Origin of the sequence: Streptomyces sp. NBC_00075 (genome assembly GCF_045041225.1) — a bacterium.
Taxonomy (GTDB): Bacteria; Actinomycetota; Actinomycetes; order Streptomycetales; family Streptomycetaceae; genus Streptomyces; species Streptomyces adonidis.
Map to the genome: position 1 here is coordinate 7,357,860 of NZ_CP108243.1, position 15,332 is coordinate 7,373,191.

The 15,332-nt window shown below is 71.8% G+C and carries 17 protein-coding genes and 1 pseudogene; 7 read left to right on the forward strand and 11 right to left on the reverse strand.

The genetic code is table 11. From position 1 onward, the window contains the following. Positions 1-22: 22 nt before the first annotated feature. Entirely contained in the window at positions 23-157 is a 135-nt protein-coding gene (locus OG787_RS32160) for a hypothetical protein (protein WP_405537448.1), read from the reverse strand. 103 nt (positions 158-260) lie between these two features. After that, positions 261-1,712 (reverse strand): hypothetical protein, encoded by a 1,452-nt coding sequence (locus tag OG787_RS32165; RefSeq protein WP_405537449.1) that lies wholly within the window; start codon positions 1,710-1,712, stop codon positions 261-263. A 114-nt stretch (positions 1,713-1,826) separates the two neighbouring features. Here OG787_RS32165 and OG787_RS32170 point away from each other — a divergent pair, with 114 nt between their 5' ends. Further along, positions 1,827-3,092, forward strand: coding sequence for a molybdopterin-dependent oxidoreductase (locus OG787_RS32170; RefSeq protein ID WP_405537451.1), 1,266 nt, complete (start codon positions 1,827-1,829; stop codon positions 3,090-3,092). An 11-nt stretch (positions 3,093-3,103) separates the two neighbouring features. Then, positions 3,104-3,589, forward strand: coding sequence for a hypothetical protein (locus tag OG787_RS32175; RefSeq protein WP_405537453.1), 486 nt, complete (start codon positions 3,104-3,106; stop codon positions 3,587-3,589). A 137-nt stretch (positions 3,590-3,726) separates the two neighbouring features. Here OG787_RS32175 and OG787_RS32180 read toward each other — a convergent pair. The 3 genes and pseudogenes from OG787_RS32180 to OG787_RS32190 all read right to left on the reverse strand — a co-directional run. Next, positions 3,727-4,224 (reverse strand): annotated as a pseudogene (locus OG787_RS32180) (class I SAM-dependent methyltransferase); the annotation flags it as partial. Then, positions 4,221-4,844, reverse strand: a complete 624-nt coding sequence (locus OG787_RS32185; protein WP_405537454.1) for a DUF2064 domain-containing protein — start codon at positions 4,842-4,844, stop codon at positions 4,221-4,223. The gene OG787_RS32185 and the pseudogene OG787_RS32180, both read right to left, overlap by 4 nt. Continuing rightward, entirely contained in the window at positions 4,841-5,563 is a 723-nt protein-coding gene (locus OG787_RS32190) for a glycosyltransferase family 2 protein (protein ID WP_405537456.1), read from the reverse strand. Before OG787_RS32190 ends, OG787_RS32185 begins: the two co-directional genes overlap by 4 nt. Before the next feature lie 126 nt (positions 5,564-5,689). On the opposite strand from OG787_RS32190, the gene OG787_RS32195 reads away from it, so the two are divergent. Together OG787_RS32195 and OG787_RS32200 are read left to right on the forward strand one after the other, a co-directional pair. After that, a complete protein-coding gene (locus OG787_RS32195; protein WP_405537458.1) occupies positions 5,690-6,469 on the forward strand; it encodes a response regulator transcription factor in 780 nt (259 codons plus the stop codon). Between the two features lie 2 nt (positions 6,470-6,471). Continuing rightward, a complete protein-coding gene (locus OG787_RS32200) occupies positions 6,472-7,584 on the forward strand; it encodes a sensor histidine kinase (protein ID WP_405537460.1) in 1,113 nt (370 codons plus the stop codon). A gap of 24 nt (positions 7,585-7,608) precedes the next feature. Here OG787_RS32200 and OG787_RS32205 read toward each other — a convergent pair whose 3' ends face one another. From OG787_RS32205 to OG787_RS32215, 3 genes are all read right to left on the reverse strand, one after another. After that, positions 7,609-8,607, reverse strand: coding sequence for an NAD-dependent epimerase/dehydratase family protein (locus OG787_RS32205; protein WP_405537462.1), 999 nt, complete (start codon positions 8,605-8,607; stop codon positions 7,609-7,611). A gap of 341 nt (positions 8,608-8,948) precedes the next feature. After that, a complete protein-coding gene (locus tag OG787_RS32210; protein ID WP_405537463.1) occupies positions 8,949-9,320 on the reverse strand; it encodes a TfoX/Sxy family protein in 372 nt (123 codons plus the stop codon). After that, the gene (locus OG787_RS32215) at positions 9,289-9,735 is read right to left on the reverse strand and encodes an SRPBCC family protein (protein ID WP_405537464.1); all 447 of its coding nucleotides are present in this window, start codon (positions 9,733-9,735) and stop codon (positions 9,289-9,291) included. Before OG787_RS32215 ends, OG787_RS32210 begins: the two co-directional genes overlap by 32 nt. A gap of 235 nt (positions 9,736-9,970) precedes the next feature. On the opposite strand from OG787_RS32215, the gene OG787_RS32220 reads away from it, so the two are divergent. Both OG787_RS32220 and OG787_RS32225 read left to right on the forward strand, forming a co-directional pair. After that, entirely contained in the window at positions 9,971-10,708 is a 738-nt protein-coding gene (locus tag OG787_RS32220; RefSeq protein ID WP_405537465.1) for a flavodoxin family protein, read from the forward strand. Between the two features lie 109 nt (positions 10,709-10,817). Further along, positions 10,818-11,378 (forward strand): DM13 domain-containing protein, encoded by a 561-nt coding sequence (locus OG787_RS32225; RefSeq protein WP_405537467.1) that lies wholly within the window; start codon positions 10,818-10,820, stop codon positions 11,376-11,378. A 289-nt stretch (positions 11,379-11,667) separates the two neighbouring features. On the opposite strand, the gene OG787_RS32230 is transcribed toward OG787_RS32225, so the two are convergent. Further along, entirely contained in the window at positions 11,668-12,621 is a 954-nt protein-coding gene (locus tag OG787_RS32230; RefSeq protein ID WP_405537469.1) for a sigma-70 family RNA polymerase sigma factor, read from the reverse strand. 10 nt (positions 12,622-12,631) lie between these two features. After that, positions 12,632-13,855 (reverse strand): NAD(P)/FAD-dependent oxidoreductase, encoded by a 1,224-nt coding sequence (locus OG787_RS32235; RefSeq protein ID WP_405537470.1) that lies wholly within the window; start codon positions 13,853-13,855, stop codon positions 12,632-12,634. Between the two features lie 299 nt (positions 13,856-14,154). Here OG787_RS32235 and OG787_RS32240 point away from each other — a divergent pair, with 299 nt between their 5' ends. Continuing rightward, positions 14,155-14,463 carry a hypothetical protein gene (locus OG787_RS32240; protein WP_405537471.1) on the forward strand — a complete coding sequence of 103 codons (309 nt, stop codon included), beginning with the start codon at positions 14,155-14,157 and terminating at the stop codon, positions 14,461-14,463. A 77-nt stretch (positions 14,464-14,540) separates the two neighbouring features. Here OG787_RS32240 and OG787_RS32245 read toward each other — a convergent pair whose 3' ends face one another. Then, positions 14,541-15,200 carry a hypothetical protein gene (locus OG787_RS32245; protein ID WP_405537472.1) on the reverse strand — a complete coding sequence of 220 codons (660 nt, stop codon included), beginning with the start codon at positions 15,198-15,200 and terminating at the stop codon, positions 14,541-14,543. Positions 15,201-15,332 lie beyond the last annotated feature (132 nt).

Below are 15,332 nucleotides of genomic sequence, written 5' to 3' on the forward strand. Positions count from 1 at the left end.
AGCAGCGGGCTCGGCCACCCCGTCAGAGCGGCAGGTCCACCACGTCCCACGCCCGTCGTCGACCGGCCTCGGCGACGGCCTCGCCCCGCTCACGCACCAGCGTGGCGAACTCCTCCCCCAACCGGCCCGGGCGCTCCCCGCCGTTGGGGTGGGCCAACGCCTACGCTTTCGAGTAGATCCGGGACGCCCGGCAGCGGACCGCGTCCTGGAGCGGGTGGCAGGATCTACGGGTTGGGGTTGCCGGGACCTGCCACCTCCCGTCACCAGCCGGTCATCAGCAGGTGATTGAGAAGCAGAGCGAGCGCGGCCTGCGCCGCGAGCCAGGCCCGGGGTCGGGTCAGGAACGCGCATGCGGCCAACAGCCACAGGGCGAACGGCAGCCAGATGCGCTCGGTCTCCGCCTTGCTCATCCCCGACAGGTCGGCGATGAGCAGAGCGGCGAACGCGGCGGCGACGAGCAGGGCGAGGCGGACGTCGGGTGAGGTGCCGGACCAGCCCGCCCGGGGCACGACACGCCGACGGAGAGCAGCGACGAAACGTACGGGAGCGCCGTGGCGGTCGTCTGTCCGCACCCCCGTCTCTGGAGCGTTGAAGGGAGAACGTCCCGTGAGGCGCGCCGGCGGCCCCAGGAGTGTGGCGCCGGCTCGCCGCAGACCCGCCACTGTCGCCGGGCCGACGAGCAGGACCGTGCAGGCGAGGTTGGCCCACACCCAGTAGCCGTAGGGCCGGATGCCGCCGGCCCCCTGGTAGTAGCGCTCGACGAGGAGGTGGTACGCCTCCCACCAGTTGAAGCCGGCGAGGGTGAACGCGAGCGGGACGACGGTGACTCCGGCGAGGGCGTAGAGCAGGGGACGGGTTCGGCGCGGGCCGCCGAGCAGCAGGGCGGCGCCCGCGAGCACGGCGAAAAGGGTGAGGCCGTAGGAGAGGTAGCAGGTGAGGCCGAAGAGGAGGCCGGAGGCGAAGCCGGTGAGGGGAAGCCGGTGTCCGGTGACCGCGAGGGCGAGGAAGGCGATGGTCCAGGCGGCGACCGCCGCGAAGTAGCCGTCCGCGGACGTCCCCATCCACACCGCGGCCGGCGCCATCACCAGGAACGGTGCCGCCCGGCGCGCGAGGGCCTCGTCCGCGAGTGCCCGCACGGCGACCAGTACCGCCACGCATGCCGACGCGCCGACGGTGATGCACCAGACTCCGGCCCAGCCTCCGCCGCCGAGTCCGACCCGGTCGAGCAGGACGAACGTGACCGTCGCCCCCGGAGGATGCCCCGCGACATGCGGGGGCCAGTGGTCGGGAGAGTGGAGCAGGATGTGACCGGTGAAGTCCCGCAGTGTCGCGGGGATGTCCTGGAAGCGGTCGATGACCTGCAGGTACTCGTACCTGGTCGTGAGCCGGACCGCGATCCCGCGCTGCCAGCCGTCGATCAGCGCCAGTGACCACGTCCACGCCATCGCCGTGCCCCAGACGGCGCCGAGCAGCGCGCGCCACGGCAGTCGGGCGGCCACGCGGGGGCCGTATGCCACGACGGCGACCGCGACGACGAGCGCGGCAGGTGTGCCGGGGCCGATGTGGGGGCCCCAGTTGGCGTACAGGGGAGGCCAGCCCACGTGCAGGTTGCCGTAGGTGAATTGGAGGTGCCGGCCGACCAGGACGGCCGACACGACGAGGAGGACGGCGGCCAGGACAGCCGCCAGGTCGCGGAACGGGGTGCGGATCACACACGGAACGCTAGGGCGGAAGGCGGCGCACAGGGTCGCCCGCGCTGCTGACGTCAGAGTTTCGTCATGGGTCGCACACCCCTGTACAGGCAGGTTCCTGCCTAACGTCGGAACATGTCCGACCAACGCCTGCCTTCCTCCCCCGGTTTCTGGCGCAGTCCGCTGCGCGGTCCTTGGTTCACCTCGGTCCTCGGTGTCGTGCTGCTCGGCGGGATCACCGTGCTGTTCGTGACCGGGCTGCTGTCCTACGCCGCGTACAACCCGGAGCTGTCGCCGGTCAACGACAAGACCCCGGACAAGGGACTGCTCGGCTTCTACCTCTTCGCCTGGCCGACCGATCCGCCCTGGCTCTACCGGCTCAACCAGGGCGTCCACGTCACGCTGGGCATCACGCTCATCCCTGTCCTGCTGGCCAAACTGTGGTCGGTGGTGCCCAAGCTGTTCGCGCTGCCACCGGCCCGGTCGCTCGCCCACGCCCTGGAGCGGATCTCGCTGCTCCTGCTGGTCGGCGGCGTGCTCTTCGAGCTCGTCACCGGTGTGCTCAACATCCAGCTGGACTACGTCTTCCCCGGCTCCTTCTACCCGCTGCACTTCTACGGGGCGTGGGTCTTCTTCGCCGCGTTCGTCGTGCACGTGGCGCTGCGGGCGCCGGCCGCCGTACGCAATCTGCGCCGCATGCGGGAAGGGGAGGGCCCTCAGGAGGAGGTCGGCGTCGATCCGGAGTTTCCGCTGGTCTCCCCGCGGCCCGCGGAGCCCACCGTGTCGCGGCGCGGTGCGCTGTGGTTCGTCGGGGGCGGTTCGCTGCTGCTGTTCGGGACGACCGTGGGGCAGAACTTCGACGGACCGCTGCGGCGGACGGCCCTCCTCGCACCGCACGGGGGCGCCGATCCGGGCAGTGGACCGGGCGGCTTCCAGATCAACAAGACGGCCGCGTCCCGAGGGATCAGCGCCGCCGAGACGAGCGAGGCGGCGTGGCGGCTGGTCGTCAGGGGGCGCTCCGGGGCCGTCCGGTTGAGCCGGGCCGATCTGCTGGATCTGCCCCTGCACAGTTCGGCGCTGCCCATCGCCTGCGTGGAGGGCTGGTCGACCTCCGACCAGTGGTGGCGGGGCGTACGGCTGCGGGATCTCGCCGCCCTGGTGGGATACGACGCGGACGCGGCGCCCGATGTCCTGGTGGAGTCCCTCCAGCGCCGAGGAGCGTTCCGCTCGGCGGCCCTGCGCGCCAACCAGGTGCGCGCCCCGCGCTCCCTGCTGGCCCTGGACGTCAACGGCGAGCCGCTGACCCCCGACCACGGCTACCCGGCCCGGATCATCGTGCCCGCCGCACCCGGAGTGCTGAACACCAAGTGGGTGGCCCGGATGACGTTCGGCGACCTCTGAGAGGACTTGCGATGAGAGGACTTCCGAGGAGATCTGTGAGGCGAATCCGTGTGAAGGTGGGCAGCCCGCTGCAACTGCTGCTTCTGGCCTGCTCGTTCGCGTTGGCCGGCTATGCGGGTGTGCGGCTGCTGGCGGATGACTGGTTCCAGGTGGCGCTGTGGTTCGTGGGGGCGGCGCTGGTTCACGACTTGGTGCTGCTGCCGCTGTACGCGGTGGCGGACCGCGCGGTCGTAGGGTCGCTCGGCGCGGCCGGCCACCGGGGGTGGGCTCTGTACGTCCGGGTGCCGGCCGCTCTGTCCGGGCTGCTCCTGCTGGTGTGGTTCCCGCTGATCAGCGGCCGGGTGGCGGACCACTACGCCTCGGCGACCGGCCTGTCCGGGGAGGGCTTCCTCGCCCGCTGGCTGCTTATCACGGCCGTGCTCTTCGGCGGCTCGGCGCTGCTGCTGGTGCTGCGGCTGCGCAGGGCGACGAAGCGGCGGCCACCGGCCGCCCACTGATCGATGGCATGCCAGCCCAGTGGGCGGGCGTACCGGAGCAGGGCCGGGGTGCCGAGCCGGGCCCAGGGGAACGGGGCGCCGGCGGTCCCCAGGACATCGCTGCCGGGCACGATGCGGACGTCGATGCGCTCGTCCACGTCCACCGGGGCCGTCTCGGCGATCAACAGGCCACCCGGCAGCAGCAGTTCGGCCAGCCTGCGGAGCAGGGCGCGTGGGTCGCCGCCGATGCCGAGGTTCTCGTCCAGGAGCAGGGTGGTGTTCCACCGGCCCTCGCCGGGCAGTGGTTCGAAGACCGACCGCCGCAGGGCCTGCCCCCCGAGCCCGCGGGTGTGGGCGACGGCGGCCTCGCTGATGTCGATGCCGAGTGCGGGACGGCCACGGGCGGCGAGTTCCGCGATCAGCCGTCCCGGTCCGCACCCGACATCGAGCACGGCACCCTCACACCGGTCCAGGATCCGCAGGTCCACGGCGTCGGCGGGCGCGCACCACCGCTCCACGTCCAGGGGCAGCAGCCAGCCGTCGCTGCGGCGCAGGAAGAGCGGTCCGTGACCGGCCTGGAGGGCGTCCGCGTAGGGGTCGGCGGCCCAGTTGTGATGCGCGGTGTCCCGCGCTCTCACCTCGTGTGCCGTGCTCATCGGCGGGCGACCGGCCGGAGCCGGGACAGCTCCGCGGCGAAACGGCTGTGCGGCGCCGTGGCGGCGACCGCTTCGGCGTCGGCGGCGGTGTCGACGTCCCGCAGTCGCGGCAGGTCGCGCACGCGCAGGCCCGCGGCGACGAGCCGGGCGCGCTGGACGGCGCCGGTGACGGGCGTCGACATCGGGACCCCGCGCAGCAGCCCGGGGTCCGGGGCGGCCAGTCCGAGGGCCCAGAATCCGCCGTCCTCGGCCGGACCGAAGCAGGCGTCGTACCCATACCCCTCGAAGTCCACGGTGAGCAGCTCCGGTGTCACCTGCGGGGTGTCCATCCCGATCAGCAGTGCCGGACCGTCGCAGCCGGCGAAGGCCGCCGCCAGCCGCTCGTCGAGACCGCCCGCGCACTGCGGCACGACGTCGAAGCCCGGTGGCAGCCAGGGCCCGGCCTCTCCGTCGAGGACGAGGACCCGGCGCCGTGCGGGGGTCGCGGCCACCGCACGCAGGGTGTCGGTGAGGGCCGCCTCGGCGAGCACCGCGGCCTCCTCGGGTGTGAACGGAGGGGTGAGCCGGGTCTTCACCCGCCCCGGCCGGGGTTCCTTGGCGATGACGAGCAGGGTGGTCATCGGCTGCTGCCTCCTCGCGTTGGCGCCGCATCCGTCGCGGGCACGGCCGGTTCCTCGGTCAGGACACGGCTCATGTCCCGTACCGCCTGCCAGGTGCCGCGCCAGGTACCCGTCACCTTGGAGGCACCGGAGCGCGGCAGGTACGGGACGTCGTGCTCGGTGACGTGCCAGCCCGCGTCGGCGGCCCGCACGACCATCTGCAGGGGGTAGCCGCTGCGCCGGTCGGTCAGTCCGAGGCCGAGCAGTGCCTCGCGGCGGGCGGCCCGCAGCGGACCCAGGTCGTGCAGGCGCAGGCCGGTGCGGCGGCGCAGCATCAGCGCGAGCGCGAGGTTGCCGGCCCTGGCGTGCGCGGGCCAGGCGCCCCGGCCCTGCGGCCGGCGCCGCCCGAGCACCAGGTCGGCCTCGCCGCCCTGCACTTCACGCACGAACGGCACAAGCAGAGCCGGATCCAGCGAGGCGTCGCAGTCACAGAAACACACGATCGCGGCCGTCGCGGCGGTCAGCCCCGCATGGCAGGCGGCGCCGAAGCCGCGGCGTGGCTCGTGGACGACGGTCGCGCCGAGTTCCCGGGCGATGTCGGCCGAGCCGTCGGTGGAGCCGTTGTCCACGACGAGGGCGCGCCAGCCGGGAGGGACGCGGTCGAGCACCCACGGCAGGGCTTCGGCCTCGTTCAGACAAGGGAGGACGACATCGACGTCCTCGGATTCGGAAGGGGTCATCACGGCTCTCACCCTACGAACGCGAAAGCCGCATAACGGACATCGGCTCCTTACGAAACACGGACGTCCGTGCCTGCCGGCGCCTGGAGCGCGACGCGAAGCAGCGCGCAGTGCGAGGCTGGCCGTATGCAGCAGCAGCCGTACGAGCCGACGGCGGACACATCCGCCGGTGGCGACAGAACCGATCGCGGGGGCAGGGCCGCCCGCGTCCTCGTTGTCGACGACGACCCCACGGTCGCCGAGGTCGTCTCGGGCTACCTGGACCGCGCGGGGTACGTCGTGGACCGGGCCGGAGACGGGCCGACCGCACTCGCCGGCGCCGCCACTCACTGGCCGGACCTGGTGGTGCTGGACCTGATGCTGCCCGGCATGGACGGCCTGGAGGTGTGCCGCCGGATGCGTGAGCGCGGCCCCGTGCCGGTCATCATGCTCACCGCCCGCGGCGACGAGGACGACCGCATCCTGGGGCTGGAGGTGGGTGCGGACGACTACGTCACCAAGCCGTTCAGCCCCAGAGAACTGGTGCTGCGGGTGGAGTCGGTCCTGCGCCGCACACGGCCCACCGCGGGCGAGCGCCCCTTGGACGCGGTCGGCCTCACCGTCGACCCGGCTGCGCGCCGCGCCACCAAGAACGGTGCCGAACTGGCCCTCACCCTGCGCGAGTTCGACCTCCTCGCGTTCTTCCTCCGTCATCCGGGCCGGGCGTACGGCCGCGAGGACCTGATGCGGGAGGTGTGGGGCTGGGACTTCGGCGACCTGTCGACCGTCACGGTCCACGTCCGACGGCTGCGCAACAAGGTCGAGGACGATCCCGCCCGGCCCCGCCTGATCCAGACGGTATGGGGCGTCGGCTACCGCTTCGATCCCGCCGGCCCTTCTGGCCCTTCCGGCCAGGGCGAGGAGTGATCATGAGTGACACCCTGCTCATCGCCCTGTTCGCCTTCCTCGGCGCCGGTGTGGCCGGCCTGCTCGGCGCGGGAGCACTGTGGCTGCTGCGCCGCCGCTCACTGACCACGTCACTCACCGTGGTCGCGGCGGTCGCCGTGACCGCGATGCTCGCGGGCACCCTGGCCGTGGCAGAGGCGATGTTCCTGTCCGCGCACGACCTGTCGGTGGTGACGACGGTGGTCGCGATGGCGGCCGTCGTCTCCCTGGCCACCGCGCTGGTGCTGGGCCGCTGGGTGGTGGCCCGCAGCCGCGCACTCACCCTCGCCGCCCGCTCCTTCGGTGACGGAGGCGAATTCACCGCGCCCCACGGTCCGGCCACCGCCGAACTCACCGCGCTCAGCCGCGAGTTGGAAGCCACCAGCGCGAAGCTCGCCGAGTCCCGGGAACGTGAACGCCTGCTGGAGTCCTCCCGCCGGGAACTCGTCGCCTGGATCTCGCACGACCTGCGCACCCCGCTCGCGGGCCTGCGCGCCATGTCCGAGGCGCTGGAGGACGGCGTCGCCGCCGACCCCGACCGCTATCTGCGCCAGATCCGCACCGAGGTCGAACGTCTCAACGACATGGTCGGCGACCTCTTCGAACTCTCCCGCATCCACGCCGGCACCCTGGCTCTGTCGCCCGCCCGGATGTCCGTCTACGACCTCGTCGGCGACGCCCTCGCCGGGGCGTATCCGCTGGCCCACGAACACGGGGTACGACTCGTCGGGGACGCCGTCGAGCCGGTACCGGTGGAGGTGGACGGCAAGGAGATGAGCCGCGTCCTGGGCAATCTCCTGGTCAACGCGATCCGGCGAACCCCCACGGACGGCACCGTCATGGTGGCCGCCGAACGCCTGCTCGACGGCGTGGTGCTGTCCGTGACCGACGGCTGCGGCGGCATCCCCGAGGAGGACCTGCCCCGCGTCTTCGACACCGGCTGGCGCGGCACCCACGCCCGTACGCCTCCGGCGGGCGCCGGGCTGGGCCTGGCCATCGTCCGGGGCATCGTGGAGGCCCACCAGGGCCGCGCCACCGTACGCAACATCCCCGGTGGCTGCCGTTTCGAGGTGGTGCTGCCCGCAGCCGCTTCCTGAACGCGGGCAGCACCACCGGTCGCCCTACGGGCGCATCCCGGCCCGAGCGAACTCCCGTACGCCCTCCTCGAAGCCGACCTCCGGCTTCCACCCCAGCTCCGCCCGCAGCCGGGACGAGTCGGCCGTGATGTGTCGTACGTCCCCCAGCCGGTACTCGCCGGTCACGACCGGTTCGGGCCCGCCGTACGCGGCGGCCAGCGCCCGCGCCATCTCCCCGACGGTGTGGGGTTCGCCGCTGCCGGTGTTGTACACGGTGAGCGCGCCGCCGGCCGGATCCGCCTCCAGCGCCGCCGCGTTGGCGGTCGCCACGTCCCGTACGTGCACGAAGTCCCGCCGCTGCCGGCCGTCCTCGAACACCCGCGGGGCCTCACCCCGGGCGAGCGCCGAACGGAAGAACGAGGCGACCCCGGCGTACGGGGTGTCGCGGGGCATCCTGGGCCCGTACACGTTGTGGTAGCGCAAGGACACCGCCGCCCCGCCCGTCGACCGCGCCCACGCGGCGGCCAGATGCTCCTGGGCGAGCTTGGTCGTCGCGTACACGTTGCGCGGGTCCACCGGCGCGTCCTCGGCGACCAGCTCCGGCGACAACTCCTGCCCGCACACCGGACAGCGCGGCTCGAAGTGCCCGGCCTCCAGATCGGTGACGGCCCGCGGCCCCGGCCGCACCACCCCGTGCCGTGCGCACGTGTAGCGCCCCTCGCCGTAGACCACCATCGAACCGGCCAGCACCAGCCGCCGGACGCCCTTCTCGGCCATGGCCGTGAGCAGTACGGCGGTGCCGAGGTCGTTGTGTGAGACGTACTGCGCCGCGTCGGCGAATCCGGTGCCAAGACCGACCATCGCCGCCTGATGGCACACGGCGTCCACACCTGACAGGGCACGGCTGACCGCCTCCCGGTCCCGCACGTCCTCGCCCGCGTCCTCGCGCACATCGAACACCACGGGCTCGTGCCCGCGCGCTTGAAGCACCTCGACGACATGGGACCCGATGAACCCGGCACCGCCGGTGACCAGTACACGCATGCGCCCACGCTAGAGCGGCGGACCCGCCGGACCAGGGGACCGCGCCCATCACGTCACCAGTCCGTAAGACAACGCGCCGCCCGGCGAGATGTTCGCTCCCGGTGGGAGAACCCGACTCGGTCGGTGCGCTGACGGGTGTGAGCCGGCCACCTGCGCGTGAGGGCCAGGCGCGGCACTCAACTGTGAACCGGTAGGTGACGGCCAGGGCACGGCGTGACGCAGCAGTTCGCCTCGGGCCGACCGGCATCCGACGCTTTCCGGAACCTCTGATGCCGCTTGCGGGAAGGGCGGTACGAGTCGGTCCGGTTGCTGCAGGGGGGGAGCCGGGGCGTCGAGGGCCGCTACTTGGGCGGCAGGCTCACGGCGAAGGCACGTCCCTCGTCGACCCACTCGCCGAGGACGTCCTCCTCGCTGAGAGCGGTCCCGGCGACGAGGATCCAACCGCGCATGGGGCGGCCGGTCATGTCGAAGACGCGCGTGCCGGGCCGGGCCAGGGCCGCGTCGGTGTGGTCGGGACCGACCCGCACCATCAGATCGTCGCCGCTCACGCCCACGGCCATGTTGCCGCAGTACAGGAAGGCGATCCCGCCGAACATACGCCTTTCCGTGACGTCCGCATCAGAGCGGAGTCGCTGTCTGATCCGCTCCGCCAGTCCTTCGTCGTACGCCATGGTGGTCCTCTCACTGTCCGGTGAGCCGGTGTTCGAGGTCACGCAGATCCTTGCCGATGGAGGAGCGGACCTGGCGGGCCAGGACAGGCCCGGCCAGCCGGTAGAAGCCACCCCCACCGCCCCGGACCCGGATGCGGGCGAAGGTGCCCCCCGGGTCCGGCTCGAACGTGTACGTGACGTGCATGGGCATCGGCCCGGCCACGGAGACCATGTCCAGCAGGCGAGGCGGCGCGTACGCGGCCACGCGCAGGACGTAGTCGATGCGCCGGCCGAGAAAGTACGCCGTACGGGTGACCTCGGCGCCCACGCCGAAGCCGCCCTGGTCCGCCTCCCGGGTCAGCTCCGCAGTGCGGATGCCCTGCGTCCACTCAGTGTCATGGCGCCAGTCCATGGCGTACTCGGCCACCCGTTCGGGCGGAAGCGGGATCATGCGCTCCGCTGACACGTCGATCGTCATGGTGCTGTTGCCTTGTCCTCGACCGGCCAGGAACCGGGGCTGTGTTGCCGACTCCAGGATCCTTCAGGCGGTGGACGAGCGCACGACGGACCGTCGCACGCCGGTGGAAAACACCGTGCGGCGGTGCGTCGCAGCGAGACAGCGTGCGATTTCCGCGAGACGCTGCCGCCGGGCGGTACGGAGTGCCGCCTGCCCCGCCCGTCGGCCCTGTCCGCTGTCCTCCCCGGAGTCCGCCATGGCAGCACAGCCCACCCCGTCCACTGAGGACGGTCACCGTTTCGACGACCTGCGCGCCCTTTTCATCAACTGCACCCTCAAGCCGTCCCCCCAGCTCAGCCACACCCAAGGGCTCATCGACAAGAGCCGGGCGATCATGGAGGCAAGCGGGGTGACCACGGACCTCGTCCGCGCGGTCGACCAGGACATCGCACCCGGCGTCTACCCGGACATGACCGAACACGGCTTCGCCACCGACGCCTGGCCCGCGCTGTACGAGCAGGTGATGGCCGCGGACATCCTGGTGCTGGCCGGACCCATCTGGCTCGGCGACAACAGCTCCGTCACCAAGCAGGTCATCGAGCGTCTCTACAGCTGCTCCAGCCTGCTCAACCCCCAGGGCCAGTACGCCTACTACGGGCGGGTCGGCGGATGCCTGATCACCGGCAACGAGGACGGCGTCAAACACTGCGCCATGAACGTCCTCTACAGCCTCCAGCACCTGGGCTACACGATCCCGCCGCAGGCGGACGCAGGTTGGATCGGTGCGGCCGGCCCCGGCCCCTCGTACCTGGACCCAGGTTCGGGCGGCCCGGACAACGACTTCACCAACCGCAACACCTCCTTCATGACCTGGAACCTGATGCACCTGGCGGCCCTGCTCAAACGCGCGGGAGGCATCCCGGCCCACGGCAACCAGCGCTCGGAGTGGGACGCCGGCTGCCGCCCGGGGGCGGACAACCCCGAGCACCGCTGAATGCGACGGTGCGGCGTAAGGATTCCGTCATCACCTGCGGGGTGTGCGACGGCTGCCCGCTTCCGTTGAATGGGGCAGGACGGACAGACTCCCAGGAGGCGAAGCGGGTATGGGGCGCGTGCGGAAGGTACTGAACAGGCCGTTGATCATGGGGATGCTGGTGGTGGCAGTCGCCGGAGCCGGCTTCGGGCTGTACTGGTTCCAGCCGTGGAAGCTGTGGCAGGACGAGACCGTCGAGGAGGCCCTGCCCCAGGTTGTGGAAACCTTCGCTCCCCCTGCGGCGGAGCCCTCCCAGACGCCCACGACGCCGGCTGGGCCGCAGACGCTGGCGAGCGGTGAGCTGATCAGCCACGAGCACACGACATCGGGCACGGTGAAGCTCGTACGGCTGGCCGACGGCTCCCACGTGGTCCGGCTGGAGAACCTCGACACCAGCAACGGCCCCGACCTGCGCGTGTGGCTCACCGACGCACCGGTGAAGGAAGGGACGGCAGGCTGGCACGTCTTCGACGACGGCAAGTACGTCAGCCTCGGCAAGCTCAAGGGCAACAAGGGCAGCCAGAACTACGCCCTGCCCAGTGACGTGGATCCGTCCCGATACACCAGCGTCAGCATCTGGTGCGACCGTTTCGACGTCTCCTTCGGCGCCGCCGAACTCGCCCGCGCCTGACCGCAGTTCACGGCACTGCCGGGAACCGGCACGAGGCCGGTGCAGGCTGCGTGTGAGGGATCAGGGCACGGGCGTCCCGCTCGTCGTCCGTCCCGCTGCCGCCGTTTCCGCCTTCCACGCGGACTAGCCCGCCGGTAGCTTTCAGGGCTTCGTGACGGCGGTCCTCTTGGCTCGGGACTCCTGTCCGTGCCCCACGGTGCAGGGTAGCGAGGTGAACACGTCCTCACGGCTGTGTCGACCGGTTCATCGCAGCACGGGTGGTGCGCGCCCAGCAGTGGTCGGCGTCGGGTCACCACTGGGCGATGAGCGGCGTGTCCGGTTCGTGCTGTCGCCAGGCTTCGGTGAGGCGGGTGAGGCGGGTGGGGGAGGCGATGCCGCGTACGGTGGCGATCTTGCCGCCGGTGATGTCGAACGTCACGGAGCCGACGACCTGGTCGCCGAGCACGGTGAGGATGGCGGGGGCGCCGTTGACGACCGCGTAATGGATGGCGGGCGTGCCGCCGACAAGTCGTCGTTTCGCGGGTGTGGGTTTGAAGCCGGCCCGTGCGACGGCGGCGACGCGCTGCGGAGTGTCGTACCGCAGCAGCCTCTCGGCCAGGCCGGCGCCGTCGGAGATCGCGGTCGCGTCGTCGGTGAGCAGCGCCACCAGCCGTTCGGTGCGGCCCGAGGTGGCGGCGGCGAGGAATTCCTCGACGATCCTGCGGGCGGATGCCGGGTCGACTTCGCCGCCGCCGCGGCGCGCGACGGTGATGCGGCGCCGGGCCCGGTGGAGGTGCTGCTGGCTTGCGGACTCGGTGATGTCGAGGATCTCGGCGATCTCGGCATGGCTGAAGGAGAACGCTTCGCGCAGGACGTAGACGGCCCGCTCGAGAGGTGACAGGCGCTCCATGAGAGTCAGGACGGCAAGGGAGACCGATTCGCGCTGCTCGAAAGTGGCGGCCGGGCCGAGCATCGGGTCGCCGTCGAGGAGCGGCTCGGGCAGCCAGGCGCCGACGGTGCGTTCACGGCGGGCCTGTGCCGAGCGGAGCCGGTCGAGGCACAGGTTGGTGACGACCTTGGTCAGCCATGCTTCCGGCACCTTGATCTGCTGCCGGTCGGCTGCCTGCCAGTGCAGGAACGCATCCTGCACGGCGTCTTCGGCGTCGGCGGCGGAGCCCAGCAGCCGGTACGCCAGCGAGGCCAGCCGGTTCCGGCCGGCCTCGAACCGACTGGTGTCGAAGCGATCAGTGGCGGTGCTGTCCACTCGGATCACCCTAGGCGGCCACGCGACCGCCGACCGCCTCCTTTTCGGCGGACGCATCCGGTGCGGCGGCCAGGCGGTGCTTGCGCTTGGGCAGGCCGAAGGTCGGATGCGAGGTGGCCCACAGCGACATCCTGAGGATGCCCGCCTTGATCCGCGCGGCCTTCCGGCCACCCACGTACTTCGGCTTCGCCTGCGCTTCGTCGTCGACCATCTGCAGGATCCCGTCCCGCCGCCCGAGGCTGATGTGGTTCGCCAGGTACTCCAGCTTGGTGTTCGGGATCTCGCGGCCGGTCAGGCGTGCCACGATCGCCTCCGTGGCCTGCCGGCCGGTGTAGCCGGCCGAAGCGCAGGACATGGGCAGAGGGCGGCCGTTGTCGCCGATGGCGTGGGCGCTGTCGCCGACGGCGTAGACGTTCGGGTGGGAGACCGACCGCATGGTGCGGTCGACGACGATCCGACCGATGTCGGTGACCTCCAGCCCGCCTGCGGCGGCGATGGGGCCGACCGCGAACCCGGCCGTCCATACGGTCGCGTCGGACGCCAGGGCGGTGCCGTCGGCGCACCGTACCCGGGTCGCTTCGACGGCTTCCACGGTGGTGTGCTCCAGGACGGTGATGCCCAGCCGCACGCAGGCCCGGCGCAGATGGCCGCGGGCTCCGGCGGAGAGCGGGGCGCCCAGCTCGCCGCGCGCGGCCAGGGTCACCGACAGGCCGGGCCGGGATTCGGCGATCTCGGTGGCCGTCTCGATCCCGGTCAGCCCGTCGCCGACGACGAGCACCCTGCCGCTTTCGCCCCGCGCGTCCAGGCTGTCCAGGCGCTCGCGCAGGCGCAGCGCGGCGGGCCGGCCGGTGACGTGGAAGGCGTGTTCGGCCACACCGGGCACACCGTGGTCGGCGACGCGGCTGCCGAGAGCGTAGAGGAGCGTGTCGTAGCCGAGTTCGCCGTCGCCGTGGCCGTCGCCGTCGGCCACGGCCACGACCTGGCGCTCGGGGTCGACGGCGGTGACGCGGGCCAGGCGCAGCCGTATCCCCGTGCCCGCGAAGACATCGGCGAGCTGTGGAGCCTCGATCTCCTGGCCGGCCGCGAGCTGGTGCAGCCGCAGCCGCTGGACGAAGTCCGGCTCGGCGTTGACCACGGTGATCTCGGTGTCCGCCGGGGACAGCCGGCGGGCCAGGGTCCCGGCCACGTAGGCCCCGGCATAGCCGGCGCCGAGGACGACGATGCGGTGCTTCATGTCTCGCTCCTGTCGGTTCGCTGCTCCCTGTCGGTGACTTGAGCGGAACAGCGCCCCGATTCCTGACAGGAACCGCATATGGCATGGGTCACAGTCGCAGGGCGTGGAGCTGTCGATGCGGATCAGCAACGCGGCCGACGCGTGCAGAAAGCTCACCCCGGCCGTGCGTCGGCGCCGGGCAGCGGAGGGCGCCCGGGGCTGCCGGGAACCGGCATGGTGGTCACCGCGGTGTGGGTCTATCGTCGGCCGCGTTGCCGGGGATCTGCCACGGGCGACGGTGTGAAAGAAAGTGCGGACTCGTGCACGGAAATCCGGTCTACCACTGGATCGCGCCGGCCGTCTCCAGCGTCCTGATGGCGTTGCCGGCAATGGCGATCCTGCGTGGATGGGTGCCGTCGTGGCTGCGCGGACGCACCGGTGGCCTGCGACCTCGTGCCTACGGACTTCTGTGCTTGTACGCCGGCATGCTGGCCAACGGTGTGCCCCGCCTGGCGAACGCCTCGTACGACGTGGTCATGGTCAGCGCGATGTTCGGTATCGCGTCCTTCCTCTGCGCGGGCGTTCTGTTCTTCCTGTCCGCGGTCCAGGACAAGCGGGCCCGGAACTGAGACTCCGGCTCGGTGATCGCCGGCGCGGGGCGCTTCTTTCCCGAGGGTGGGCCCGCGCGCGGCTGTCCGTCAGACGATCAGGTTCGACAGGGCGATGACGCACAGGGCCAGAGGCGACCACACGGCGAACGGTCTGCCTCTGAGCCGCGGTCGGGGTCCGCGCTCGGACGCAGGCGGGGGTGGCGGGCCATGAGTGTCAGGGTGTCGGCCGTCCGCTGTCCTGTGTCGGGACGGCCGAGGATCCGGTTCAGCCGAGCAGGGCCGTACAACCCGGCCATGGGTTGTCGGTGGCCGTCGAAGAACTCCAGCAGTCCGTCCCGCCGCATGTCCACCCGGCTGATCTCCTGCCAGGGCAGGAACATGACGGCCCAAAACCGCCGTATCCACACACCGCTGCGGCCGGCAGTGACTTGCCACATGCCCAGGCGGCAGCCCACCCAGGTGGCGAACAGGGACGAGCAGAACAGGAAGATCCAGTCACCCGGAGAGGGGCGGGCCGTCTCAGCGGCGGCGGGACGGACGACGAGCCAAAGGAACTGGGCACACCACAGGAGGGCGAGGACACGTCCTCCCCAGCCGGCGTGCCAGCTCGGCGGCGCGGCCGGTGGTGCCGTCTCGCGGGCCAGCACGTCGAGCCGCTGTTCGCGGATCCGGTGCCGCTGTCGTCCGCTGTCTCTGCGCGCTGTGCGCCACGTCCGTATGTACGTCATGCACGCGGCGAGACCGGGGACGGTCACTGGATGCCTCCGGGGCAGGTCGAAGTGGACCGCCGACCAGGCTTCCCGGCACACCGAGGGGAACCGTACCCGGCCTTCGGCCGTCGCCAACAGTGCTCAGGTCGGCACTTGAAGCAGCCGGGACGTTGCCGG